This window comes from Egibacteraceae bacterium, from assembly GCA_035540635.1.
Classification (GTDB): Bacteria; Actinomycetota; Nitriliruptoria; order Euzebyales; family Egibacteraceae; genus DATLGH01.
In genome coordinates, this window is the sequence record DATLGH010000107.1 from 1 (window position 1) to 22218 (window position 22218).

Genomic DNA, 22218 nt, shown 5'->3' on the forward strand with positions numbered 1-22218 from the left:
CCCGGGTCCCGCATGGGCGCCCGCCGCCGAGCCCGCGCCGGGCGCCCATGCGGGACCCGGGCAGGGCCCTGAGCCGGCGCCGGCACCCGAGCGGAAGTCAGCACGCGAGCCAGAGCCGGAACCCGAGCCCGAACCCGTGACGGCCGCCGAACCCGACGAGGGAGCGGTGCTCCCCGGGCCCGCCGGACGCGCCGACACGGCGCCGCGCGGCGGCGCTGCGCCGGCCGGTGGCGGTGGGCAGGACGGTGGTCGGCAGGGCGGGCGGGTCGTTGCGAGCGGTGGCGCGCCGAGCCTCGTGGAGGCCCCGGGCGTCCACGGCGTCGGGCCTGGCGAGGCGCTCGCCGCCGGAGGCGTCGCGCCGCGCCCGGCAAGCCTCGACGCGACGGCGCCGGCCCCGCGCCCGTTGGTCGCCGAGCGACGAGCGTGGGGGATCTCCCCGCAGGAGCGCGACGTCGCCCTCGCACCGCAGATCGCCCCGCCGGAGGCCTCCCTGCCCGGGCTGCCCTCCTCTCGCGCCCGGGCGCGTACCTCCGCGCCGGCAGACGGGACCGCAGCGGACGGCGTGCCGGCAGGTCCCCACACGGCCGACTGGATGCTCGCCAGCGGCCTTGCCCTGCTCGTGCTGAGCGGGGCGGGCTGCGCGGGGCAGATCGCCGCGCGACGGCGCCGTCCGGCGGCCGCGTCGGCGTCCCCCCGTCAGCCCGAACGCCGGGACGGCCGCGGGTAGCGCTCGATCGCCGTCGGTCGGTAGAGCGTGAGCTCGGCGCCGGAGCGCTGGGCGGCCCGGCGGACGGCGCGACGGGCTTCCTCCCGGACCCGTTCCGCCTCGGCGCGGGCGCGCAGCAGGCGGCGTTCGGCGAGCTCGAGGCGGTCCTGGAGCTCGAGGATGCGCAGCACCCCGGCGAGGTTCACCCCCTCGCCCCGGGTCAGCTCCTGGATGAGGCGGACCCGGTCGACGTCGCGCTGGGAGTACCGGCGCGTTCCACCGGCGGTCCGCTCCGGCTCGATGAGGCCCTTGCGCTCGTAGGTCCGAAGCGTCTGCGGGTGCACGCCCGCGAGCTCGGCGGCCACCGAGATGATGTAGACGGCGTGCCCGTCGTCCGACATCACGCCACGCTCCGTCCGTAGAGGAGCCCCCTATCGTCGGCGCTCATCACCCGACCCCCGTGCTCATCGCGGCCTCGAGGTGGTCGCGCACACCGGCGTCCTCGGTCTCCGCGAACTCCTCGAGGAGCTTGCGCTGGGTCCGGGTGAGCTTGCGCGGCACGACGACGTCGACGGTCACGAGCAGGTCACCCCGCCCGCCACCGGACTTCGGGACGCCTCGCCCCTTCACCCGGAACGTCCGGCCGGACTCCGTGCCGGCCGGGATCCGCAGGGTGACCGGCCCCTCGAGGGTGGGCACGCGCAGCTTCGTGCCGAGCGCGGCTTCGGCGAAGGTGATCGGCACGCGCAGGGTGAGGTTGTCGCCCTGACGCCCGAACAGCGGATCGGACTCGACGTGGACACGCACGTAGAGGTCGCCCGGGGGTCCCCCGTGCAGGCCCGCCTCGCCCCTGCCCTTCAGCCGGATGCGCGCGCCGTCGCGGACTCCGGCGGGGATCCGCGCCCGGATGTCGCGCACCCGCTGCTCCACGCCGCTGCCACGACACGTCGGACAAGGGTCGGGGATCTGCACGCCACGCCCGTGGCACGAGGGGCAAGGCTCGGAGAACCCGAACAGCCCCTGGTCCTGGGTGACGGAGCCCGTGCCGTTGCACGTCGGGCACTGCACGGGGCTCGTGCCGGGTCTCGCCCCCGACCCGAAGCAGGTCGAGCAGCTCGCCTGGCCGGTGACCCGCAGGGTGGTCGTCACGCCGGCCATGGCGTCGCCGAACGACAGCCGGAGGTCCGTCTCCACGTCGCGCCCGCGCTGGGGACCGGTGCCCCGCCGGGTCGTGCGCGTGCCGGCGAACGGGCTGCCCCCCGGCGCCCCACCCTGGCCGAACAGCCCGCCGAGGAGGTCGCCGAGGTCGAAGACCTGGGAGCTGTCACCCCCGGGGAAACCACCGCCGGGGAAACCACCGCCGGGGAAGTCGCCGCGTCCGCCCTGGAAGAAGGCGCCGGACCCGACCATCTCGCGGACCTCGTCGTACTCCTTGCGCTTGTCGGGGTTGGACAGGACCGAGTGCGCCTCGCTGACCTCCTTGAACCGGCTCTCCGCCCGGGGGTCGTCAGGCCGCGCGTCGGGGTGCAGCTCCCGGGCGAGCTTGCGGTAGGCCTTGCTGATCTCGGCCTGCGTGGCGTCCTTGGACACGCCGAGCGTCGCGTAGTAGTCCTTCTCGAAGTAGTCGCGCTGGGCCATCCCGGATCCTCCTACCTACCGCGCGACCTTCACCGACGCCGGACGCAGCACCCGGCCCTTGAAGCGGTACCCGCGGCGCAGCACCTCGGCGACGACCGGCTCGTCCACCTCGCGACCGAGCTCCCCGGCGGCGTCGACCTGCATGAGCGCCTCGTGCTGCTCGGGGTCGAACGGCAGGCCGACCCCGGGGATCTCCTCCAGTCCGGCGTTCGTGAGCGCGGCGAGCAGCTCGGTGTGGACCATCTGTACGCCCTTGGCCAGCGCCTCGTCGGGGCTGGACTCGGCGGCGTCGAGCGCGAGGGCGAAGTTGTCGAGCACGCCGAGCAGTGAGCCGGCGAGCTGCTCCGCCCCGCGATCGAGCGTCTCGAGGCGCTCGCGGGCGGAGCGCTTGCGGTAGTTCTCGAACTCCGCTCGCTCGCGGCGCAGGTAGTCGACGAACTCGTCGCGTTCCCGCTCCGTGTCGGCGAGCGCGGCGAGCAGCTCCTCCCGGGACGGGCTGTCCGCGGGCCGGGGTCCCTCCACCTCGCTCGCCGCCCGCGCCGCCGCGTCGTCGGCGGACAGGGGCGGCGAGGCCGCCGCGTCGGCGGCCTCGCCCTGTCGGACCTCCTGGGGGTCGGTCATCGCGCCTCGATTCGTGCGTCCGTCCGCGGGCCGATGGCGCTAGGCCGCGCCCTCGTCGCCCTCGTCGACGACCTCGGCGTCGACGATCCCCTCGTCCTCGGCACCCGGCGTGGCGGACCCGCCCGCGGTCGACTGACCGCCCGGCTGACCCGTCTGCCCTGCGGCACCGGCGGCGTACAGCGCCTGGCCGACCTCCTGGCTCACCCGCATGAGCGCCTCGGTGGCGCTGCGGATGGCCGCGACGTCATCACCCTCCACCGCCTGGCGCACCTTGCCCTGCGCCTCCTCGAGGCGGGCCTTGTGCTCCGCGGAGATCTGCTCACCGCTGTCGCGCACGAGCTTCTCGGTCTGGTAGAGCAGGTTGTCCGCCTCGTTGCGGGCGTCCGCCTCCTCCTTGCGGCGACGGTCCTCCTCCGCGTAGGCCTCCGCGTCCTTGACCATCCGCTCGATGTCCTCCTTCGGCATCGCGGTCTGGCCGGTGATGGTCATCGACTGCTCCTTGCCCGTGGCGCGGTCCTTGGCGGACACGTGCACGATGCCGTTCGCGTCGATGTCGAAGGTGACCTCGATCTGCGGCACGCCGCGCGGCGCGGGCGGGATGTCGACGAGCTGGAACTTGCCGAGCGTCTTGTTGTAGGCGGCCATCTCCCGCTCGCCCTGCAGCACGTGGATCTCCACCTGCGGCTGGTTGTCGTCGGCGGTGGTGAACACCTCCGACTTGCGCGTCGGGATGGTCGTGTTGCGCTCGATGAGCTTCGTCATGACGCCGCCCTTCGTCTCGATGCCGAGGGACAGCGGCGTGACGTCGAGCAGGAGCACGTCCTTGACGTCGCCCTTGAGGACGCCCGCCTGCAGCGCGGCACCCACCGCGACGACCTCGTCGGGGTTGACGCCCTTGTGCGGCTCCTTGCCGCCGGTGAGGTCCTTCACGAGGTCCACCACGGCGGGCATGCGGGTCGAGCCGCCGACGAGGATCACGTGGTCGATGTCGTCGGTGGTGATGCCCGCGTCCTTGATGGCCGCGTGGAACGGGCCCTTCGTCCGCTCGAGCAGGTCCGCGGACATCTGGTTGAACTGCGCGCGGCTGAGGGTCTCCTCGAGGTGCAGCGGGCCCTCGCTCGTGGCGGTGATGAACGGCAGGTTGACGGAGGTCTCCGTCGTGGAGGACAGCTCCTTCTTCGCCTTCTCCGCGGCCTCCTTGAGGCGCTGGAGCGCCATCTTGTCCTTCGACAGGTCGACGCCGTGCTTGTTCTTGAACTGGGTGACGAGCCACTCGATGACCTTCTGGTCCCAGTCGTCGCCACCGAGGTGCGTGTCGCCCGAGGTGGACTTCACGTCGAACACGCCCTCGGCGATCTCGAGCACCGACACGTCGTAGGTGCCCCCGCCGAGGTCGTAGACGAGCACGGTCTGCTCGGCCTCCTTGTCGAGGCCGTAGGCCAGCGCCGCCGCCGTGGGCTCGTTGACGATGCGCAGGACCTCGAGGCCCGCGATCTGCCCCGCCTCCTTCGTCGCCTGGCGCTGCGCGTCGTCGAAGTAGGCCGGCACGGTGATGACCGCCTGCGTGACCTCCTCGCCGAGGTAGGCCTCGGCGTCGCGCTTGAGCTTCATGAGGATGCGCGCGCTGATCTCCTGGGCGGTGTAGTGCTTGCCGTCCACGTCGAACTTCCAGTCGGTGCCCATGTGGCGCTTCACCGACTGGACGGTGCGGTCAGGGTTCGTGACCGCCTGGCGCTTGGCGACCTCGCCGACGAGGACCTCGCCGGACTTGGAGAAGCCGACCACCGACGGGGTCGTCCGCGCGCCTTCGGCGTTCGTGATGACGGTGGGTTCGCCACCTTCCAGCACGGCGACCGCCGAGTTCGTCGTGCCGAGGTCGATGCCGACTGCTCTGGCCATCGTGTTGCCACCTCCACGCCCGCGGGGGCGTCCTCGAGTGTGCGACGTCGTCGCTCGTGCCTGCTGCTTGGCCACAGGGTACATGCTGCACATGGCAGCAGCAACATGCCTGAGCGTTATGCGCGCAGGTTATTCGGCCCCAGAAGGTGTGTGCGCACTCAGCGACGAGCAAGTCACTCGCCACGTGCGGTTCGTTCGCCGGCCGCGGCTATCGGCCCGGTCCGCACCGTTGAACGCGACCATGAGCACCAGCGGCAGCACGGCCACGCCCAGCCCCACCAGCCACAGCGTCCAGGAGTTCATCAGGTCACCGGGCGGCCTGGACGAGCTCGACGTGGCCGCCCGACACGAGGTAGCCGCGACCCACGGTGATCGCGGCCGGCGCCTGTCGCGGCAGGCGGGCGCCGAGCAGGTCGCCGTCGAGGTCGACGTCGGGCACGAGCAGCACCCCGACCTTGGCGGCGCGCAGGGTCTTGGTCCAGTGGGAGAACAGGGTGCGCAGCGCGTCCGCGCGCGCGGCGGCGACCACGTGCAGGCCGGGGCGCTGTGAGGACATCAGCGCGCTCAGCGCCGGGCTGTCGTCCACGAGCTCGGCGTCGTCGATCAGGACGAGGTGCGGACGGTCGTCGTCGCCGACGCCGGTGAGCAGCTCCACGGCCTGCGCGGGGGTGCCGTGGGCGTCCAGGTGGGGGCTCTGGTCGAGGTGGGACCGCGGCCCGGACACGCCGATGACGGTGATCCCGGGTCGGGCCTGCTTGGCCACCCGGGCGATGGTCCGCAGCACGGTCGTGCGTCCCGAACGCGCTGGCCCGGCGACCAGGCCGTGCTCACCGGGATAGAGCTCGAGGCAGGCGGGCGCCAGCGTCTGCTCGCCGATGCCGAGCGGCAGCCGCCACGGTGCGGTGTCGAGTCGGGCGGCGGCGGCGATCGTGGCGACGTCGACGCGGGTCGGCAGCGCGCCGACCGGTGCGGGGGGCCGCTCGGGCTCGGGCGCGGCGGCGGCGACCCGGGCGACCGCGCCGGCGAGGTCGCCGCCCGGCGGGCGAGCGACCTGGACGAGCTGGCCGGTGTCGGCGAGGATGCCCCGCCCTGGCGGCAGGTCGGGCACGGTGGCCGACTTCACGCCGAAGATGCTGTAGTCGGCGGCGTCGGCCAGGCGCAGCAGCAGCTTTTGGCGCACGAGCGACGCGATCGCTGCGGGCACCGCCCCGCTGCGGTCGGCGCCCACGAGCAGGTTGAGGCGCAGATCCGGCCCGTCGCTGACCAGGCGCGCCACGTCGTCGAGGAGGGCCAGGCCCGCGGCGTCGTTGTCGAAGTCCGCGCGCAACGCGGCGTAGCCGTCCAGCGCCACGACGATGCGGGGCTGAGCGGCGCGGGCGGCGGCGTCGAGCCCGCGACGGCGGGCGACTTCGGCGACGAGCTGGCGGACGAGGCGCAGCTGGCGCTCGCGCTCGGTGGCGGTGACCACCGCGCCGGTGTGCGGCAGCCCGGCGAGCGGCGCGAGCTCGCCCGCCCCGAAGTCCAGCGCGTAGAGGTGCAGCTCGTCGGGTCGGTGGATGCGCGCCAGCGCGAGCGCGATGCTCGCGAGCGCCGTCGTCGTCCCGGCCCCGGGGATGCCGTAGACGATCAGGTTGCCGTCGGCGGGTCGCCACCCGACGGGGTACTGCGACTGGCGCTCGGGGTCGTCGGCCAGCGCGAATCCCACGACCCCGGCCTGGCCGGTGTCGACGACGTCGTAGAGGTCGACGTGGCCGGGCAGCGGCTCGGGCCACGGTTTGCGGGGCTCGCGCAGGCTGGACGACGCGAACGCGTCACGGATCGCGTCGACGAGGCGCTCCAGGTCGGTCGGCGCATCGTCGCCGGGCCCGCCGGCGCCCGCCCGCCGCGCCGGCGCGGGCCCGTAGCGGAAGGGGGCCACCTCGAGCGGGCGCACCGCGTCCGCGCGGGTCACCGCCGTCGACAGCGCGGTCTGGATCGGGACGATCTCACCTGGGCCGAGACGCACGTAGGCCCGGCCCGCCTGGCCGCGCGCGATGTGCGCCGCGTCACCGACGCCGATCACGTCGCTGGAGTCGGCGGCGTCCTGGACCCGGAGGGCGACGCGCAGGTTGGTGTTGGCCTTGATGTTCTCGTTGACCGCGCCGGACGGCCGCTGTGTGGCGAGGATCATGTGCACGCCGAGGCTGCGTCCCCGCTGCGCGATCCCGACCAGCGCGTCGATGAAGTCCGGCAGCTCGGCGGCCATCGTGGCGAACTCGTCGATGACCACGACCAGGCGCGGCATCGGTTCGGTGTTGGACGGGTCGGCGAGGTAGGCGAGAAGGTCCTGCGCGCCGGCGGCGCGCAGGACCTTCTCGCGGTGGTGCAGCTCGGCCTCCAGGCAGCGCAGCGCGCGCTCGCCGAGGTGGGCGTCGAGGTCGGTGACCATGCCGACGGTGTGGGGCAGCCGGGCGCACTGGTCGAAGGCGGCTCCGCCCTTGTAGTCGACGAGCACGAACGTGAGGTGGTCGGGGTCGACGTTGGTGGCCAGACCGGCCACGAGCGACCGCAGCAGCTCGCTCTTGCCCGACCCGGTCGTGCCGGCGACGAGGCCGTGGGGGCCGTCACGGACGAGGTCGACGACGAACACGCCGTCCTCGTCGACGCCCACGGGCGCGGCGATCGGGGGCGCACGCCCACCGTCCTTCCAGCGCGCCGCGACCGCCTCCGCGGAGAGCTCGCCGAGGCCGAGCAGCGGCAGCAGCCGCACCGCCGGGGGCAGGCCGGCGCCGGCGATCTCCAGCTCGGGGTCCTCGAAGCGCGCGAGCGCGCGGGCGGTCTCCCGCGCGACGGCGTCGGCCAGGCCCGCGGCCAGGAACCCGGCGAGGTGGTCACCGGTCAGCGGCAGGTGTCGCGACGCGAGCCCGTCGGCGTCGTCGAGGCGCACCACCGCGGTGCACACCGCGGGCAGGCGGTCCTCGGCGCTCGCGAGCACGATCCCGGCGACGGGCCCCGCCTTGCCGCGCAGCACCGACCGGGCGGGCGCCCGCCGCCCGTGGGTCAGCGACTCGTCGTCGAGGACGACCAGCAGCACGCTGGCGTCCTCGGAGAGCCCCTCGCCCCTTCCCCGCGAGGGGCGGTCGCGGTCCTCGCCGGCGTGGCTGGCGAGGAGCGCGTCGAGCAGGGCCTCGCTGGTCTCGCGGTCACCGGACAGCAACCGGCTCGTGCCGCCGGCGGGATCGCGCGTGTGCGGCAGCCACTTCGCCCAGTCCCAATCGTCGGCGCGCTCCTCGGACGCGAGGACGGCGACCGGGAGGTTCGCGGGTCCGTGATGCACGGCGGCCTGCACGACCAGTGCGCGCGCGAGCGCGAGCGCGGCGGTGCGCTCCCCGACGATGCCGACGACGCCGCCGTCTGCGAGCGACACGTCCACCGGACAGCGCGGCAGGACCGCATGAGCGGCCAGCGCGGCCTCGACCTGTTCGGGGACGGCGTCGCGCGCGGCTCGCCCTCCCACCACGGGTGTCGGGGGTCGCCAGGGCACGTCGCCCGTGCCGAGGCGCAACGCGAGGAAGTCCGCGTGGCTCGGACGCCGCTCCCACAGGTGGGTACTCGGTTGGCTGGCCCGGCGGGCGACCTCGGCGAGGTCGGGGTAGGCGCCGCGGCGGCGTGACACCTCATGGGCGTGGGCGTCGCTGAGCGCAGCGGTGAACGCCGCGAGCTCGCGGGCGAAGCGCTTCGCGTCCTCGCGAGCCTTGCGCTTGTCCGTGCGCTTTCCCTGCAGCCAGTTGCCCACGACCATCATCGGGGTCAGGATCGCGAACATCGCGAACAGCCAGCTGCCGAGCACCATGACCATCACCACGCCGAAGATGATCGGCGTGACCAGCATGGCGACGTTGAACGGCGCCTTGGGCCCGGCCCTGTCGGGCGGCGCCGGCGGGTGGATCTCCAGGGGCGGGCCGAGCAGGGCGGAACGGGGCGGGCGGTTGAACGGGATGGTGCCTGCCGGGGTGGCGTGCCGGCGCGGGTCGACCGCCAGCGGCCGGTCGTCGTCGCGGGGCGCGCGCACGGTCGCCTGCACGGCGCCGAGCTGCAGCAGCGCGCCCGGGTCGAGTGCGCGCTCGCCGGTGACGACCTCGCCGTCGACCCACGTGCCGTTGTGCGAGCCGAGGTCACGCACCGCGACCCGCATGCCATCGACCTCGACCGCGAGGTGGCGCCCCGACACGGTGTCGCTGGTCAGCACGGCGTCGCAGTCGGGGTGGCGCCCGACCGTGGCCTCGCCGGTTGTCAGGGGCCAGCGGTGACCGGCGTCGACTCCGCCGACGACCTCGAACATGGCGACCGGGTCGCTGGCGGATGCGGGCTCGACGCAGGGGAGGGTGACGACGGCGCCCTCGTGGAGGCCGGCTTCCTCCAGCGACAGGGTCAGGCCGGCAAGGCGACCACCCACCACGAGACCCTCGAGACGGTCGGCCGCGTCGGGAGCGAGCGCGCGTACGAGGTCCGCGACGGTCGCGTCGGGGTCGTTGACGGTCAGGTCGAGCTCGTGACGCCTGCCGTTGCCCTCATAGACGATCTGCACGCCCTACCCCCTCCGTTGCGCCACCGGGAGTATCGGACCCATGGTCAGGGCCTCGGTCGCCGGCTGCCCGCAGGTCGTCGTCGGTGGGCAGGAGCATCTCGATCGCCTGCCAGACCAGGCGGGGCGGGCACGGCGTCAGCGTGACCACGTCGCCGTCGTCGCTGGCGTCGGCGGGCTCGTGGAGCCAGAACCCCGCACGCCCGGCGTCGAGGAAGTGGTAGCGCCGATGCTCGAGGGTGTCACGCGCGGTCGGCCAGCTGCTCCACAGCGTCCAGCGGGCCCGGTAGTGCGCGGCGGCGTCACACACGACCGCACGCCAGTGCGGGTCGGTCACGCCGAGCGCATCAAGGATCTCCACCGCGGTCGAGCGGTTGGTCTCCCCCGTGTCGCGCACCAGGTGGTCAAGCGCCATCTTCGGCAGGTGCATCCGTCCGGACACCCGCGTTGGCGGGCGGTAGGAGACGTCGAGGAGCGCCGCGATCTGTGCGGGCACGGCCGTGGGATGCAGCAGTGTGACCTGTGGCGGGCCGATCGGGTCGTCAGGTAGGGGAGCCGCCAGCACCGCGTGCTCACCTGATACCCATCCCCTGGCGTCCACCTGCGCCTCGCCGAGGCGCACCTGCACACCGAGCTGCACGAAGTGATCCGCCATGACGACGGCGAGGTCCGCCAGCATCGGGTGGAGTCCCAGACCGGGCTGGTAGGCGCCCGCCTCCCCCAAGGCATCCCGCAGCGGCTGGTGGCGCGGACCCCCGTGATCGTTGCGGGCGAGATCCGGAAGGGCCGCAAGCTCCGCGGGGTGCAGGCGCAGGAGACCGTCGTCGGCGTCGAAGACGACGTGCGCGTTCACGCTGCGCTCCGGTCTGCTCGCAGCAGCACACGGCCGGCGACCTGCTCCCAGACCGACACCATGGCGCGGCGCTCGAGCGCGTCGCTGGCCGCGGACAGGCAGAACCCCCGGCCCGCCTCCACGGCAAGCCAGGTATCCATCGTGATGGCGTGCACCCCGACCCTGGCTGTCGACAGCAGCCGCATCCCAGCGGTCTTGTCCAGGACCGTCTCGCTGAGGTCGATCACCCGGAAGTCGGTCAGGATCAGCTCGAAGCCGGCCAGCTGCCCGGCGACGAATCCCTCCAGGTCTCCCTCAGGGAACTTTCGGGCGGGTTCCACCAGGGCGGAGAGGCTGTTCATGAAACGGCCGTCGGCATGCGCCGGTGTGGGCGGCACCTGCGAGACGATGACGCCGAGCTGCTCAGGAAGCGTCCGCAGCGACCACCCGCGGGGGTAATCGATCGCGAACGGCGCTCCCGGCACACCCCAGCGCGCCCAGGCCGGCATCGGCGCCGGCGTCGGGCCCTGGGCGTCTGTGTCATCCACGCATCAGCCGAGGCGTTGGTGGTGGGGGCTGAAGTGCTCCTCGAGGAAGCGGTGGATCCAGGGCACCAGGAACAACCGGGTGATGCGTGTGCCGCCGGGGTGGCGCCCGAAGATCCTCTCCAGGTTGCGGGGAGTGACGAGCACGTACCCCAGCAACGCGAAGAAGAGGCAGCCGAAGCCGGCCAGGGACACCGCAGCGTTCACGAGACTGGAGAGACGGGGGTAGAGCCCGACCACGATCAGCAGCAGGCCGAACCCGATGCAGACGTACGGGGTGGGTAGGAGGACGGACGCGGTCGCCGGCGGTCTCCCGGCGCTGGGCACGTTGGCGGTGAGCCACCGCCGCCAACGCCCGGCCCACATCATCGCCCCGCAGACGACCAGCACGGCGCCGCCGACCGCGATCAGCTCAGGGGGGAAGCCGACCTGCTCGGCCCACTCCGCCCGCGTGGGGGTGAGCACGACCGGTGTCAGATCCACGGTCAGCTGACGCGGTGGTGCTGGGGGCTGAAGTGTTCCTCGAGGAAGCGGTGGATCCAGGGCACCAGGAACAAGCGGGTGACCCGCGTGCCGTGGGGATGACGCCCGAAGAGCTTCTCCAGGTTGCGCGCCGTGACGAACACCCACTCGAGTATGGAGAAGAAGACGCAGGCGATGCAGGCGACGAAAAGTACCCCGAACACCACACCGGGGAGATGGACGTAAAGGCCGGTTGCGACCAGGAGAAAGCCGATCCCGGTGCAGACGTAGGGAGCGGACATGAGGTAGTAGGCGGTGATCGGCAGGTCCCCGCTGCTGGGCAGGTTGAAGGTGAACCATCGCCGCCACCGCCCGGCCCACATCATCACGCCGCAGACGAGCAGCACGGCGCCACCGACCGCGATCAGCTCAGGGGGGAAGCCGACCTCTTCGGCGAGTTCCGCCCGCGTGGTGGCGAGCACAGCCGCTGCGAAGTCCGCCGGTCCTATCCGCACGTTGCGCTCCTTGGCGTCGGATGCTCCAGCGCATGAGTGCCTGGATGCTAGCTCAGGGGCGCCATCCCGTGACGGATGCCCAGGTGTCGGTGGTCCAGTCGGTGACGTCGTCCCACGTGTCGCCGCTCCAGTCGGTGAGGTCGTCCCACGTGCCCCCGCTCCAGTCAGTGACGGATTCCCAGGTGCCGCTGGTCCAGGTGGTGAGGTCGTCCCAGGTGTCGGTGGTCCAGGTGGTGAGGTCGTTCCAGGTGTCGGTGATCCAGTCGGTGACGCCGTTCCAGGTGTTGCTGGTCCAGGTGGTGAGCTCGTCCCAGGTGTCGCTGGTCCAGGTGGTGAGGTCGTTCCAGGTGTCGCTGGCCCAGTCGGTGACGCTGCCCCACTGGTCACCGAACCAGCGGCCGAGGTCGTCGACCTGGTCGGCGACCCAGCGGATCTGGTCCTTCGCCCAGTCGTCGATCACCTTGGTGAGCACCCAGTCAAGGCCGGCGTCGACCAGGGCCGCGAGCGCGATACCGCCGGCGAGGATGGCGGGCGCGGCCAGCAGGCCGACACCGGTCAGGCTGATACCGCCGGCGATCGCCACCGTTGCGGCAGTGATACCCAGGGCAAAGACGCCTCGGATGCCACCTTGCAGCCCGGTTCGCAGGACCCGTTCGGTCGGGGACACGTCGGCGCGGTGGGCGTCGCGGTTCCATTGGTCCCAGCCGGCGAGCACGAAGGCGAGGGGCTTGAACGCGTTGCCGAGCGGCCTTGCGACACGCCCGAGTCGCGCCAGCCATCCGCCCAGCCGCCGCTGCCACCGTGCGGGTTCCAGAACCCAGTGCGTGGTGCGGCGGAATACCTCGACGGTGGCGGTCCGCAGGTAGGCGACGGTGACGCGCCCCAGCCGCGCGACGGTCGCCTGCAGCGCGCGGTACCGGTCGACGAGCTGGGTGGTCACGACCACGGTCATCTTGAACGCCCGGCGCAGCGCCTCGCCCAGCGACTTCTCGAGGTTGTCGACGAACTCGACGACACGCTCCGGCCAGGCCGTCCAACGATCCAGCCAGTCGCGCAGGCGCTCACCGAACGAGGGTTCGCTCTCCCCGTCGAGCTGCTGCTGGATACGCTGGTCCTCGACGCTGACCAGGCTGCCCGCGCGGGAGCCGCCGGCCTGCTCGAACGCGCGACCGACCGCACGGGTCCGTTCGGACACCGCCCTGGCAGCGTGCACCAGGGAACCGAGCTCCTGCTCCAACGCCGGCACGGCCGGCATGTACTCGCTGCCGCTGTTGCGGAAACGGTCCAGCGCGTCAGCGAGCGGGCCCTGGTCCGCCGCCATGCCGTCGTTCAGCTCGGTGGTGCCGTCGGCGTAGCGGGCCAGGTGCTCGGGGACTGCTGAGCTCGTGCGTCCCATCGAAGGCTCCTCCTACGACCCGCCGGTCGGTTGGGCCGCGGCCTGCGCGGCTGCGGCCTCCTCGGCGCGACGCTGGTCGGCGGCGGCCTTCTCGCGGTGCCAGCGCGCGCGTTCGGCCTCGCGGCGGTCCTGCTCGGCGCGGGCGGCGCGGGCGGCGTCGCCGGTCGCGCCCGCCAGGTTGCGCAGGGCCACGACCAGCCGCTCGGTGCGCGTGTCCACCGCGGCGTCCTCGCGGTCGAACTCCTCGCCGTAGCGGCCCTCCCAACGCTCGGCGGCCAGGCGGGCGAGCTGACCGCGGCGGGAGCGTGCGGAGACGAGCCGGTTGGCGACTGCCTGGCACTGGGCTGCCGCCGCCTGCGCCGCGGCGTGGTCGAAGTCCACGTCAGCCCAGTTGGGCTGCCACCCCGGCATCCGCCGGTCACCCCCGCCCTGGCCGTGTGCGGCTAGACGCCTCCGGCGGCCATGATGTTGTCGTTGATGCGCTGGACCTGCACGCGCAGCTGCTCGAGGTCCTCTTTCATCTGCACCAGCCGCGAGTGGGTCTCGGGCCACGAGGCCTGGAACTGCTTGGCCAGCGGTCCGTCCCAGTTGTTTGGGTCCGACAGCACGTCGCCCTGGGCGCGTAGCTGGTTGAGCTGGTCCTGGATGCCGGAGTTGATGGTGGTCTGCATCTGCTGGATGGCTTGCAGGGCTTGCGGTGTGGACTTGACGGTCACGGCCATGGCGTACCCCCATCTTGGGTCAGTATCGGGTGCCTATTGTCTTGCGTGGACAGACACGAAACGACATCATTGACCATCTCAATCACGAGCACAACCCCCCCTGTTGCGCGCTAGGCGGCCGGCCGGCTAGTCCCGCCGCGGGGGTCGGGCGGCCTGCCACACCACCGCCAGGCTGGCTGCCCCGGCCACCACCAGCCACCACGGCACCGCCTGCACCTCGCCGTGGCGCACCCGCGCCGGGTCGGGGCGCACCGGCCAGTCCCTCACCGCGCGGCCTCGTCGCCGACCTGGCCCAGCAGCGCCAACGCCACGCTGGCCAGCATCTCCCGCGACACCGGGGTGGCACGCCGGCCCGGTCGCCCGTCGTCGGACCGCGCCGCGCCCAGCAGCCACAGGCCCGACTCGGTCGTGGCGGCCAGCAACCGTGCCGGCGATCGCCACGACCCCCGCCGCGGTCAGCAGCACCGGCGCGACAGCCACCACGCCGGCAGAGGCGACCGCGGTAGCACCCGCCACGATACGGTCGATGGTCTCTCGTGCCCCGTCGTAGGGGCTGCCCGCGAACAGGGCGATGTACGCGTTGGCCCCGACGCCGATCGGACCGGCGAACCGCCTCACCCGCCCCAGCCGCCCGGTCGCGGTGTGGATGCGCCTGGTCGCGCCGGCGATGCGCCCTTGGGCGGCGGCGACCCGCTGGCGGAACACCTCCTTGGTGGCCCGCACGTGCTCGCGGGCCTCGCGCCACTGGGGGGAGTTGCGCCCGAACTGGGCCCGGGCCTCGAACCGGCTGAGCCGTGCGCCCGCCCGCGCGAAGAAGCCCTGCACGCTGGCGACGCGCTGCCGGAGGAGCGCAAGCGGTCCAGCGCGTCGCCCAGCGTCCCGGCGTCGCGGCGCATCCCGTCGGAGAGCTCGCCTGCGCCTTGCGCGTAGGCGGCCAGGTGATCGGGCACCGCCGAACTCACACGGCTCACGGCGCCTCCGGGAGCCGGCGCGGCGGGCGATTAGTGGGCGGTTCGGCCATACCCCTACCTCCAGCTGATGGACCGTAGCCTGCCGTGCCAGCCTCGGGGTGAACGTGCACGAGAAACAGCACTATGGGTCTCAGGGGGCTGTCCTCCACAATGATGCAGCGGGACCGGCCCACTCGTAGTTGCTCGTGGGCGGCGGCCGGCGCCGCCAGCCCGGCGGCCACGGGCGACGATGAGCGCAGCGCTCACCCCGGTTCATCGCACGTCGACCCCCTTCGGCCCACGTCGGTGCCATCCCGACCGGACGTGTACGACTCATGTTTTCGAGTGCGTCCCCTGGAAGGGTTGCGGACCCGCCAGGTCCGATCGGTCCGCCGGCCGCGGCTGTCGGCGGCGTCCGCGCCGTGGAACGCAACCATGAGCACGAACGGCAGCGCTGCCACACCCAGGCCGACGACCCACATCACCCACGGCTCCATGGGAGCGATGCTAGTGCCCGGGCGCGGGACGTCACACGCAGGGGTTTTCGGGCTCGGCGCCCTCGGCGTAGGTCGATCGCCGAACGAACCACCACGGGGTGGGGTTGCGCGCGGGGTCGGCCTCGCCGTGGTGGGGCACGAGCCCGACGTGGATGGGCTCCCACTCGGGCTCGCCCGTGAGGATGGCCCCGCTGCGGTACGTGGCCTCGACGAAGACGCAGTCGGGACCGGCGCTGATCACCTGCGTGATCTCCCCCACGGTGATGTCCTCCATCTCCTCGACGGGGCGGAAGAGATGCCAGTTTTGTTCGAGCTGGTCGAAGAAGCCGATCTGGAAGTCGCGACCCTCCGGGTTGAACAGCGCGGCCAACCAGGCGTGCCATTCGTCGTCGCGCCTGCGGGTCGTGAGCTGGTGGCGGGTGCGGTCGCTCTCGGCGGCGAACAGGGCGTTGAGGACGCCGAGCAGGTAGGCGGCGTCGATGGCGGCGGGGTCGTCGGGGATCGCCAGCGGGTCAGGCTCGGGTGTGGCCTCCGGGGACGGATCGGCGGTGGGCGTGGCGGTGGGCGTCGGCGTGGCGAGCGACTCGACCTCCGGCTCTGGCGCCCCCCGGCAGGACGCCAGGGCGACTACGAGTGCCACGACCGCCGAGAATGTTCCAAAGCGCCTCATGCCGTCTCCGCACCTAGCGATAGCGGACCGCCTGGACCTCGACCACCCGATAGTCGACGATCGTCGTCTCGTCCTCGAAGGTCTCTCAGAAGAGCCGCGAGTCCATCCCCCGCTTTCTCACGGTACGTCACCTCACTCGGGTCCGGCCATGACGGCGTCGGTGACCGCCCGGGCGGTCACCGTGCGCTCTGACAGCCCGCCGGGCAGGGCGGGGGCGAACAACCGCGGCACACGGGCCTCGACGGCGACTACCACGCGGTCCCGCCCGGGTCCGACGTCGACGGAGAAGTCGGTGATCGTGAAGAACTCGCTGCCGCGGGCGTCGAGCGAGCGCAAGGCGACCTCCTCGGCACGCTGGGTATCGAGTGCGAAGCGGCTCTTCTCGTAGAGAGCCTGCTCGTCGACGGCCTCGCCGGCCGCGTCGTTGGCGGCCGCCGCGGCGATGTCGCCGAGCTGGCGCTGGGCCAGGAACGCGATGGCGGTGTCCACCGCGATCGCTGCGAGCACCATCATGATCAGGATCGCCGCGGGCATGAGCATGAGCGCGCTGCCCGCCTGCCCGTCGCGCCGGTCAGCCACCCCAGGCCGTCTCACAGGCCACCCCCCTGTCGACGTCGAGGCCCGAGCGGTAGGGGTCCACGATCTCCGAATGCGTCGCGTTCACGGTGATGGTGGGCGCTGCGAATCCCCCGATGAACGGCAGGGTGATGGTGGGCACGTCGTACGAGGCGGTGAACGTCGCCCGCACGCAGCGCCCGAAGGGGTCGCCGGCCGGCGGGGGCAGGGTGAAGCGCTCCACGCTGCGCCCGTACCCGCGGATCACCTCATGCGCGGCGGCCACGGCCGCGTCCTCGGCTGTGGCGGCGTCCGGCGCCGTGGCGTACGCGCGGGCGGCCTCGCGCGCCGCCGCGGCGGTCGTGAACTTGGCGTCCACGACCGCCCAGGTGTTGGCGATCAGCAGCCCGCCGATCATGCACGTGAGCAAGCCGAATGCCAGTGCCTCCAGTCCCCCCACAACTCCTGACTCCCCCGCGAGCCGCACTGGCATCGCTAGCCGCTCTCTACCAGGGTCTCCCGGCGGACGCGCACCGTGCGCTCCACCGTTTCCACCCCCACCGCACGCATCAGCCCGGGCCACAGCAGGCGGGGCGCCTGGGCGACGACCGTCACCGCCACGAAGTCACCGTCGTCAGCCGCGGTCACGCGCACGTCGCCGCCGTAGGAGCCGAGCAGACCCAGGACGTGCGCCTGCGCGTCCGTCCCCTCGCCCCCGGACCCGGCGACGATCCGCGCCGCGTCGTTGGTGGCGGCCGTCACGACCGAGTTGAAGTACAGACCGATCAGCAGGTGGGTGGCAAAGAACAGCAAGGCCAGAAAGACCGTGAGGCCGGCGAGTGCGGGCACGAGCCCGGTGCCGTCCTCACCGCTGACCGGCACCCGGGCCATCAGCCACCGATCTGCTCGATGTTGGTCTCGATCCTGCCCTCGGCGTTGCCCCAGATCCGCTCGAAGGCCAACCACATGAGCAGGCCCAGGCCCGCCATGATGAGCACGGCGATCGCCGTGGAGATGACGCCCTCGCCCGCCTCGTCGCGCGCGATCCGTTGAGCGAGGGTGGTGGGCAGCAGCTTGACGGTGAGGTAGGCGGACAGCAGCGCGTCGGACATCGGCGTTCCTCCCGTTGCTGTGAGTCGCCCGCTGGGCAACCGTGGGTTTCCGTGACGATTCATGGACGCAGCGTCACAACGCTAGCGGGTGGGCTTGGGTCAAGCCAGTGTCTCTTTAGCCAGCAAACCGGGACATCGCGACGGCGAACGGCACCGCGAGGAAGATCACCCCGGGGATCAAGGTTGCGATCGTCACCGGCACCCATACCTTCTGCGCGCGCTGCTCGACCGTCTCGATGAGCTCGCGTTGGACGTCGCGACGGATGGCGCGGGCTTCCTCGGTGATGAGCCGACCCAGGTCGGTGGCCTGGCGGTTGAGCGCGAGCACCGGCACGAGACGCGTCAGCGCCGGCACGTCGGCCAGCGCCGCCCACTCCTCGAGGGCCTCGACGTCGCTGAGTCCCTGGCGGATCCGCGTGTTGACCCTGGCGAGGTCGTGCTGGATCGCGCCGTGCCCCCGCCCGGCGATACGCCCCAGCGCTGCGCTGAGGGAGAACCCCGCCGACACCAGCATCGCGAGCTGCTCGCTGACGACCGGCAGCTCGAGGAAGATGCGCCGCTTCCAGCGCTCGGACGCGGCCACCACGTGCTGCTCGAGGAGGAGGAAGGCCAGGAGTGGCAAACCGGCGATCATCGCGAGCCCCACGAGCAGCGGAGGGCGCAGCGCGACCGCGCCCGCGGCGGCAACCCCGAAGGCCACCAGCGCCCATGCGGACTGACGCACCCGAAAGGCCGTGACGCCCATCGGGGAATGGATGCGCTCGAGGCGCCGCTCGAGGTCCTCGCTCACACCGAAAAGTGCCGATACCCGCCCCCCGATCGCGCTCGCCAGCGGGCCGACCACCTCGTTGAAGGACTCGACCGAGAGCAGGCCGCTGCGCTCCCGCCTGGCCATCCCGCCGGGGGCGTACAGCGCCACCCGGTCGGCCAGGGACCGGCGGGAGAACCAGCGAAGCTGTGACAGCAGCAGGGTCACGCCGACCCACAGGAGCAATCCGGACACGACCATCGGCCAGCTCATGCGGTGAACACCCGCTCCTCGTCGGGCAGGCGCAGCATCCGGCTCGCCCACCCCCAACAGCCGAGCAGGATCAGCAGCCCGACCACGACCGCCAGCTGCGCCCCGGAGGAGGCGTAGGCGGCGCGCCCCTCGCCGATCGACAACCCCACCCCGGCCATCCCGGCGGGCACGATCAGCACGAACAGGCGGGCGAAGCGCACGCCCGCCTGTCGAGCCTGTGCGTCCTTGCGGCCCTGAAGGTCGGCGATGCGGTCCTCGATCAGCGCGGCGAGCCGCTTGTCGACGTCGCTGCCGCCAACCTGGTGGGCGATGAGCAGGGTCTCGCAGACGGAGTCGGCCGTCGGGTCGGCCAGGCGCTGCTTCAGCACCCCCACCGTCCCCTCGAAGTCGGTCGAGATGAGCCACTCACGGTGCGCCGCCTCGAACGCGGGCCGGATCTCCTCCGGCGCGCGCGTGCCGACCGAGAACAGCGCCTGCGGGATCGACTGGCCCGCCGAGGTCGCGAGCAGGCGGACCTCCTCGATCATCCGCGGCCAGGCCTCGCGGGCCCGCTCCAGGCGTCCACGGCGGCGGGCGGCCGCCGACGTCAGCGGGACGGAGGCGGCGAAGAGGCCGACGAGCAGCGGCGGCAGCACGCCGCCGAAGACGGCGTAGGCCAGGCCGGCGCCGACCAGGGCGAGCACGGCGCAGATCCCCACCAGCTCGGCCGGTCGGGCCTGATCGAGCCCGGCCTGCACCAGGAAGTCCCCGATCCGGTCCCGGCGCATCCGCGCCCCGAGGGCGGAGGGAGCGAACGCGATGCCCTCCCAGCCGAACGCGACGCTCGTGTACACGAGGTAGACGCCGTAGCCAGCGCTGACGGCGAGCAGCAGACCGATCACTTCTGCGACACCCGTCGCTTGGCCGCGGTCGTCTTGGCTGGGGTGCGGGTCGGCCGGTCGCCGAGCAGGCGGCGCACGTCGACGCCCGCGTCCGCCAGCGCCTCGGCGACCCTGACGGGCACGTGGCCGCTCCAGTGCAGCGGCGCGTCCCACCCCTCGCGCGTGAAGACCGACGTGGTCGTGAACTGCGTGCTGTCGGCCCCACCCTGCTGGTCCTCCACCGCGAGGACCTCGGTCACCTGGACCCTGCCGCGCAGCCGGGCGCAGTGCACGACCACGTCGACGGCCTCGGTCACCAGGCTGTTCAGCGCGGCGATTGGCAGCTCGCTGCGCGTGTCGGACAGCTGGCAGATGAACCGCAGCCGGGTCAGGGCCTGGCGCGCCGAGCCGGCGTGGATGGTCGTGAAGCCCTTGACCCCGCTCGACAGGGTGAGCAGCAGCGGCAGCGCCTCGCGGTCACGGACCTCACCGACGATCGCGATGTCGGGAGCCATGCGCAGGAAGCCGGCGACAAGCCGGCGCAGGTCGATCTCGGCCCGGTCGGGGCGGGCTGCACGCGTCTGCATGGACGCCACGTTCGGCAGCGGAACGTCGGCCTCGAACACCTCCTCTGCGACCACCACCCGCAGGCTGGGGTCGAGCTCGGCGGCACAGCACGACATCATGGTCGTCTTTCCTGAGCCGGGCGGGCCGGCGAAGACGATCGACTGCCGGGCCTGCACGCAGGCGCGCAGGAAATCGGCGACCTCGCGTTCGAGCATCCCCCGGTCCACCAGCTCGTCGAGGGAGCGGAACGCGACCCCGGTGAACTTGCGGATGTTCACCAGCGTGTGCCCGTCCTGGCCGATGTCGCCGTGGACGATGTGCAGCCGCGCCCCGGTCTCCAGCTGCGCGTCCTGCAACCCTTCTGCGGGGTCGAGCTTGCGGTGCGAGGCAGCGGCGTCGTCGAGGATCCGGGTCAGCGTGCGCAGCACGTGCTCGTCGTCGTGGAACACCTCGTCGTGGTAGCCGCTCGGCCCCTGGTGGCGCTTGACGAAGATCGCGTCGGGGGCGTTGATCATGATCTCCCACACGTCGTCGTCGCGCAGCAGCGGCTCCAACGGCCCGTACCCAGCGAGGTTGCGGTACGCGCGGTCGGCGACCCCTCGCGGGTCGGCGAGGTCGAACGGCCGGGCGCCGCGCTTGTGCTCGACGCTCCAGCGCGCGATCTCCTCGGTGATGAGCGCGCGCAGCTTCGCGTCGCCCTCGGCGCCTTCGAAGACCTGGCCCTTGCCGCGCGCCTGCACCGCGTGCTCGATCTCGAGCAGCGGCGACACCGGCACCTCCAGGGGCGCGCTCATCCTTCCGCCTTCCCGACGACCCCGAGCGAGCCGGGACGCACCCGTATCGGCTGGGTCGACGGCGTGCTCAGCCGCCCGGGTTCGGCCAGGCGGCGGAGCGCCGCCTCGCACGCCCCGGCGAGCAGGGCCGGCAGGGGAGCGGGCAGGGCCACCCCGTCGCGCAGCGCCTGCTCGACCCTGGCTTCGGGCAGGAACAGTGGCCCGGGGGGCTCGGGGACACCGGCTCGCGGCAGCAGCCGGGCGAGCGAGCGGGCGAGCTCGGCGCGTTGCTTGACCTTGCGCGGCGCCTGGTTGACCACCAGCCCGATGCGGTTCGGCTGCACGCCAGCCGCGACCAGGTCGGCGACCACGTGGACCAGTGAGTGCAGGCCCTTCATGGACGCTGATCCCACGACGAGCACGAGCTCGGCCCGCTGCGCGGGCCGGCGGCTGAGCAGGTTGCGCTCCTCGACGTCGGACGAGCCGGCCTGGTCCTCGCCCTCGAGGTCGCTGTCGATGTCGCACACCACGGCGTTGAAGCCTCGCACCAGGGAGTCGAGCGCGGCATCCAGCGCCCGCGGCCGCAGGGTCGCCCAGTAGCGGGACTGGCGCAGCCCGAGCAGCAGGTGGTAGCCGCGTTCGGCGACGTGGAAGGTCGACGCCCGCACGTCGGCCAGACCCGGCACGCCGTTGCGGTGGGCGTCGACGAGCTCTTGGATGCCGGGGAAGACGTCACGCGCGTCGTGCAGCATCACCTGTTCGGCACGCCGGCAGCAGTCGGCGAGCACGACGCTGGTGTCGGCTTGGGCCGCGATGCCCTGGGCCAGCGCGATCGCCACCGTGGACGCCCCGGTGCCGCCCGGACCGCACACGGCGAGGATCCGACCCGGCATCGCCGCGGGCACCTCCATGGACCCGTCGAGCCCGGTGCCTTCCACCTCGCCGAAGGCGACGAGCTCGGCGTGGCTTGCGAGCACGTCGAGCAGCTCGGCACGCCCGAATCCTGGTGGCAGCACCGCGAGCGCGCCCAGGGCCGCCCAGTCCCGAGTCCCCGCGTCGACGACGATCGGCGCCGCTCCCGCGTCGCGGACGTCGGCGATCAGGTCCCGCTCGACCGCGGCGAGGCTCCCGTCGAGGAGCACCGCCGAGCATGCCTGACCGGTGCGGAGGCGTGTGCGCAGCTCCTCGGCGGACACGCACTTGCCGAACTCGGCGGGGACGGCGGCGGTCGTCGCCCACTGGCCCACCGCGCGGAACCAGTCGGCACGGGGCCGCCCGAGTCCCAGCAGGACGTAGCGTTCGCTCGGCACGAT

The 22218-nt window shown here is 72.8% G+C and carries 23 protein-coding genes; 1 reads left to right on the forward strand and 22 read right to left on the reverse strand.

Annotation, left to right across the window (positions count from 1 at the left end; genetic code table 11):
* The coding region (locus tag VM324_15955) for a hypothetical protein (protein HVM00784.1) at positions 1–727 on the forward strand (727 nt) is incomplete at its 5' end.
* Here VM324_15955 and VM324_15960 read toward each other — a convergent pair.
* The 22 genes from VM324_15960 to VM324_16065 all read right to left on the reverse strand — a co-directional run bounded on the left by VM324_15960 (position 697) and on the right by VM324_16065 (position 22215).
* Positions 697–1107 (reverse strand): MerR family transcriptional regulator, encoded by a 411-nt coding sequence (locus VM324_15960; protein HVM00785.1) that lies wholly within the window; start codon positions 1105–1107, stop codon positions 697–699. The genes VM324_15955 and VM324_15960 overlap by 31 nt on opposite strands.
* A gap of 46 nt (positions 1108–1153) precedes the next feature.
* Positions 1154–2344: a molecular chaperone DnaJ gene (gene dnaJ / locus VM324_15965; protein ID HVM00786.1), complete on the reverse strand. Its 1191-nt coding sequence runs from the start codon at positions 2342–2344 to the stop codon at positions 1154–1156.
* Between the two features lie 15 nt (positions 2345–2359).
* Positions 2360–2965, reverse strand: a complete 606-nt coding sequence (locus VM324_15970) for a nucleotide exchange factor GrpE (GenBank protein ID HVM00787.1) — start codon at positions 2963–2965, stop codon at positions 2360–2362.
* Between the two features lie 39 nt (positions 2966–3004).
* Complete coding sequence (gene dnaK / locus VM324_15975) at positions 3005–4864, reverse strand: molecular chaperone DnaK (protein ID HVM00788.1); 1860 nt, start codon at positions 4862–4864, stop codon at positions 3005–3007.
* Positions 4865–5171: 307 nt separating this feature from the next.
* Complete coding sequence (locus tag VM324_15980) at positions 5172–9431, reverse strand: FtsK/SpoIIIE domain-containing protein (protein ID HVM00789.1); 4260 nt, start codon at positions 9429–9431, stop codon at positions 5172–5174.
* Positions 9415–10281, reverse strand: coding sequence for a hypothetical protein (locus VM324_15985; GenBank protein ID HVM00790.1), 867 nt, complete (start codon positions 10279–10281; stop codon positions 9415–9417). Before VM324_15985 ends, VM324_15980 begins: the two co-directional genes overlap by 17 nt.
* Positions 10278–10808 carry a hypothetical protein gene (locus tag VM324_15990; protein HVM00791.1) on the reverse strand — a complete coding sequence of 177 codons (531 nt, stop codon included), beginning with the start codon at positions 10806–10808 and terminating at the stop codon, positions 10278–10280. The genes VM324_15985 and VM324_15990 overlap by 4 nt, the downstream gene beginning before the upstream one ends.
* 3 nt (positions 10809–10811) lie before the next feature.
* Entirely contained in the window at positions 10812–11288 is a 477-nt protein-coding gene (locus VM324_15995; GenBank protein ID HVM00792.1) for a hypothetical protein, read from the reverse strand.
* Between the two features lie 2 nt (positions 11289–11290).
* A complete protein-coding gene (locus VM324_16000) occupies positions 11291–11782 on the reverse strand; it encodes a hypothetical protein (protein ID HVM00793.1) in 492 nt (163 codons plus the stop codon).
* A gap of 52 nt (positions 11783–11834) precedes the next feature.
* Positions 11835–13178 (reverse strand): hypothetical protein, encoded by a 1344-nt coding sequence (locus VM324_16005; protein HVM00794.1) that lies wholly within the window; start codon positions 13176–13178, stop codon positions 11835–11837.
* Between the two features lie 12 nt (positions 13179–13190).
* On the reverse strand, positions 13191–13559 hold the full coding sequence (locus VM324_16010; protein HVM00795.1) for a hypothetical protein: 369 nt from the start codon (positions 13557–13559) through the stop codon (positions 13191–13193).
* Positions 13560–13621: 62 nt separating this feature from the next.
* The gene (locus VM324_16015; protein HVM00796.1) at positions 13622–13900 is read right to left on the reverse strand and encodes a WXG100 family type VII secretion target; all 279 of its coding nucleotides are present in this window, start codon (positions 13898–13900) and stop codon (positions 13622–13624) included.
* Positions 13901–14026: 126 nt separating this feature from the next.
* A complete protein-coding gene (locus tag VM324_16020; GenBank protein HVM00797.1) occupies positions 14027–14725 on the reverse strand; it encodes a hypothetical protein in 699 nt (232 codons plus the stop codon).
* A gap of 653 nt (positions 14726–15378) precedes the next feature.
* A complete protein-coding gene (locus tag VM324_16025; GenBank protein HVM00798.1) occupies positions 15379–15987 on the reverse strand; it encodes a hypothetical protein in 609 nt (202 codons plus the stop codon).
* A gap of 162 nt (positions 15988–16149) precedes the next feature.
* Complete coding sequence (locus tag VM324_16030) at positions 16150–16596, reverse strand: hypothetical protein (GenBank protein ID HVM00799.1); 447 nt, start codon at positions 16594–16596, stop codon at positions 16150–16152.
* Positions 16589–17065: a hypothetical protein gene (locus VM324_16035; GenBank protein ID HVM00800.1), complete on the reverse strand. Its 477-nt coding sequence runs from the start codon at positions 17063–17065 to the stop codon at positions 16589–16591. Before VM324_16035 ends, VM324_16030 begins: the two co-directional genes overlap by 8 nt.
* A gap of 2 nt (positions 17066–17067) precedes the next feature.
* Positions 17068–17463 (reverse strand): hypothetical protein, encoded by a 396-nt coding sequence (locus VM324_16040; GenBank protein ID HVM00801.1) that lies wholly within the window; start codon positions 17461–17463, stop codon positions 17068–17070.
* The gene (locus tag VM324_16045; GenBank protein HVM00802.1) at positions 17463–17684 is read right to left on the reverse strand and encodes a hypothetical protein; all 222 of its coding nucleotides are present in this window, start codon (positions 17682–17684) and stop codon (positions 17463–17465) included. The genes VM324_16040 and VM324_16045 overlap by 1 nt, the downstream gene beginning before the upstream one ends.
* A 115-nt stretch (positions 17685–17799) precedes the next feature.
* Positions 17800–18705: a type II secretion system F family protein gene (locus tag VM324_16050; protein HVM00803.1), complete on the reverse strand. Its 906-nt coding sequence runs from the start codon at positions 18703–18705 to the stop codon at positions 17800–17802.
* Positions 18702–19586 carry a hypothetical protein gene (locus VM324_16055; protein HVM00804.1) on the reverse strand — a complete coding sequence of 295 codons (885 nt, stop codon included), beginning with the start codon at positions 19584–19586 and terminating at the stop codon, positions 18702–18704. Before VM324_16055 ends, VM324_16050 begins: the two co-directional genes overlap by 4 nt.
* Positions 19583–20926 carry an ATPase, T2SS/T4P/T4SS family gene (locus VM324_16060; protein ID HVM00805.1) on the reverse strand — a complete coding sequence of 448 codons (1344 nt, stop codon included), beginning with the start codon at positions 20924–20926 and terminating at the stop codon, positions 19583–19585. The genes VM324_16055 and VM324_16060 overlap by 4 nt, the downstream gene beginning before the upstream one ends.
* Positions 20923–22215: a hypothetical protein gene (locus VM324_16065; GenBank protein ID HVM00806.1), complete on the reverse strand. Its 1293-nt coding sequence runs from the start codon at positions 22213–22215 to the stop codon at positions 20923–20925. Before VM324_16065 ends, VM324_16060 begins: the two co-directional genes overlap by 4 nt.
* Between the last annotated feature and the right edge of the window lie 3 nt (positions 22216–22218).

Excerpts from the sequence above, each read along its gene's own strand:
- VM324_15960 (HVM00785.1), bottom strand. The coding sequence starts at position 1,107 with ATGTCGGACGACGGGCACGCCGTCTACATCATCTCGGTGGCCGCCGAG.
- dnaJ (HVM00786.1), bottom strand. The coding sequence starts at position 2,344 with ATGGCCCAGCGCGACTACTTCGAGAAGGACTACTACGCGACGCTCGGC.
- VM324_15970 (HVM00787.1), bottom strand. The coding sequence starts at position 2,965 with ATGACCGACCCCCAGGAGGTCCGACAGGGCGAGGCCGCCGACGCGGCG.
- dnaK (HVM00788.1), bottom strand. The coding sequence starts at position 4,864 with ATGGCCAGAGCAGTCGGCATCGACCTCGGCACGACGAACTCGGCGGTC.
- VM324_16005 (HVM00794.1), bottom strand. The coding sequence starts at position 13,178 with ATGGGACGCACGAGCTCAGCAGTCCCCGAGCACCTGGCCCGCTACGCC.
- VM324_16015 (HVM00796.1), bottom strand. The coding sequence starts at position 13,900 with ATGGCCGTGACCGTCAAGTCCACACCGCAAGCCCTGCAAGCCATCCAG.
- VM324_16035 (HVM00800.1), bottom strand. The coding sequence starts at position 17,065 with ATGCCAGTGCGGCTCGCGGGGGAGTCAGGAGTTGTGGGGGGACTGGAG.
- VM324_16040 (HVM00801.1), bottom strand. The coding sequence starts at position 17,463 with ATGGCCCGGGTGCCGGTCAGCGGTGAGGACGGCACCGGGCTCGTGCCC.
- VM324_16045 (HVM00802.1), bottom strand. The coding sequence starts at position 17,684 with ATGTCCGACGCGCTGCTGTCCGCCTACCTCACCGTCAAGCTGCTGCCC.
- VM324_16050 (HVM00803.1), bottom strand. The coding sequence starts at position 18,705 with ATGAGCTGGCCGATGGTCGTGTCCGGATTGCTCCTGTGGGTCGGCGTG.
- VM324_16060 (HVM00805.1), bottom strand. The coding sequence starts at position 20,926 with ATGAGCGCGCCCCTGGAGGTGCCGGTGTCGCCGCTGCTCGAGATCGAG.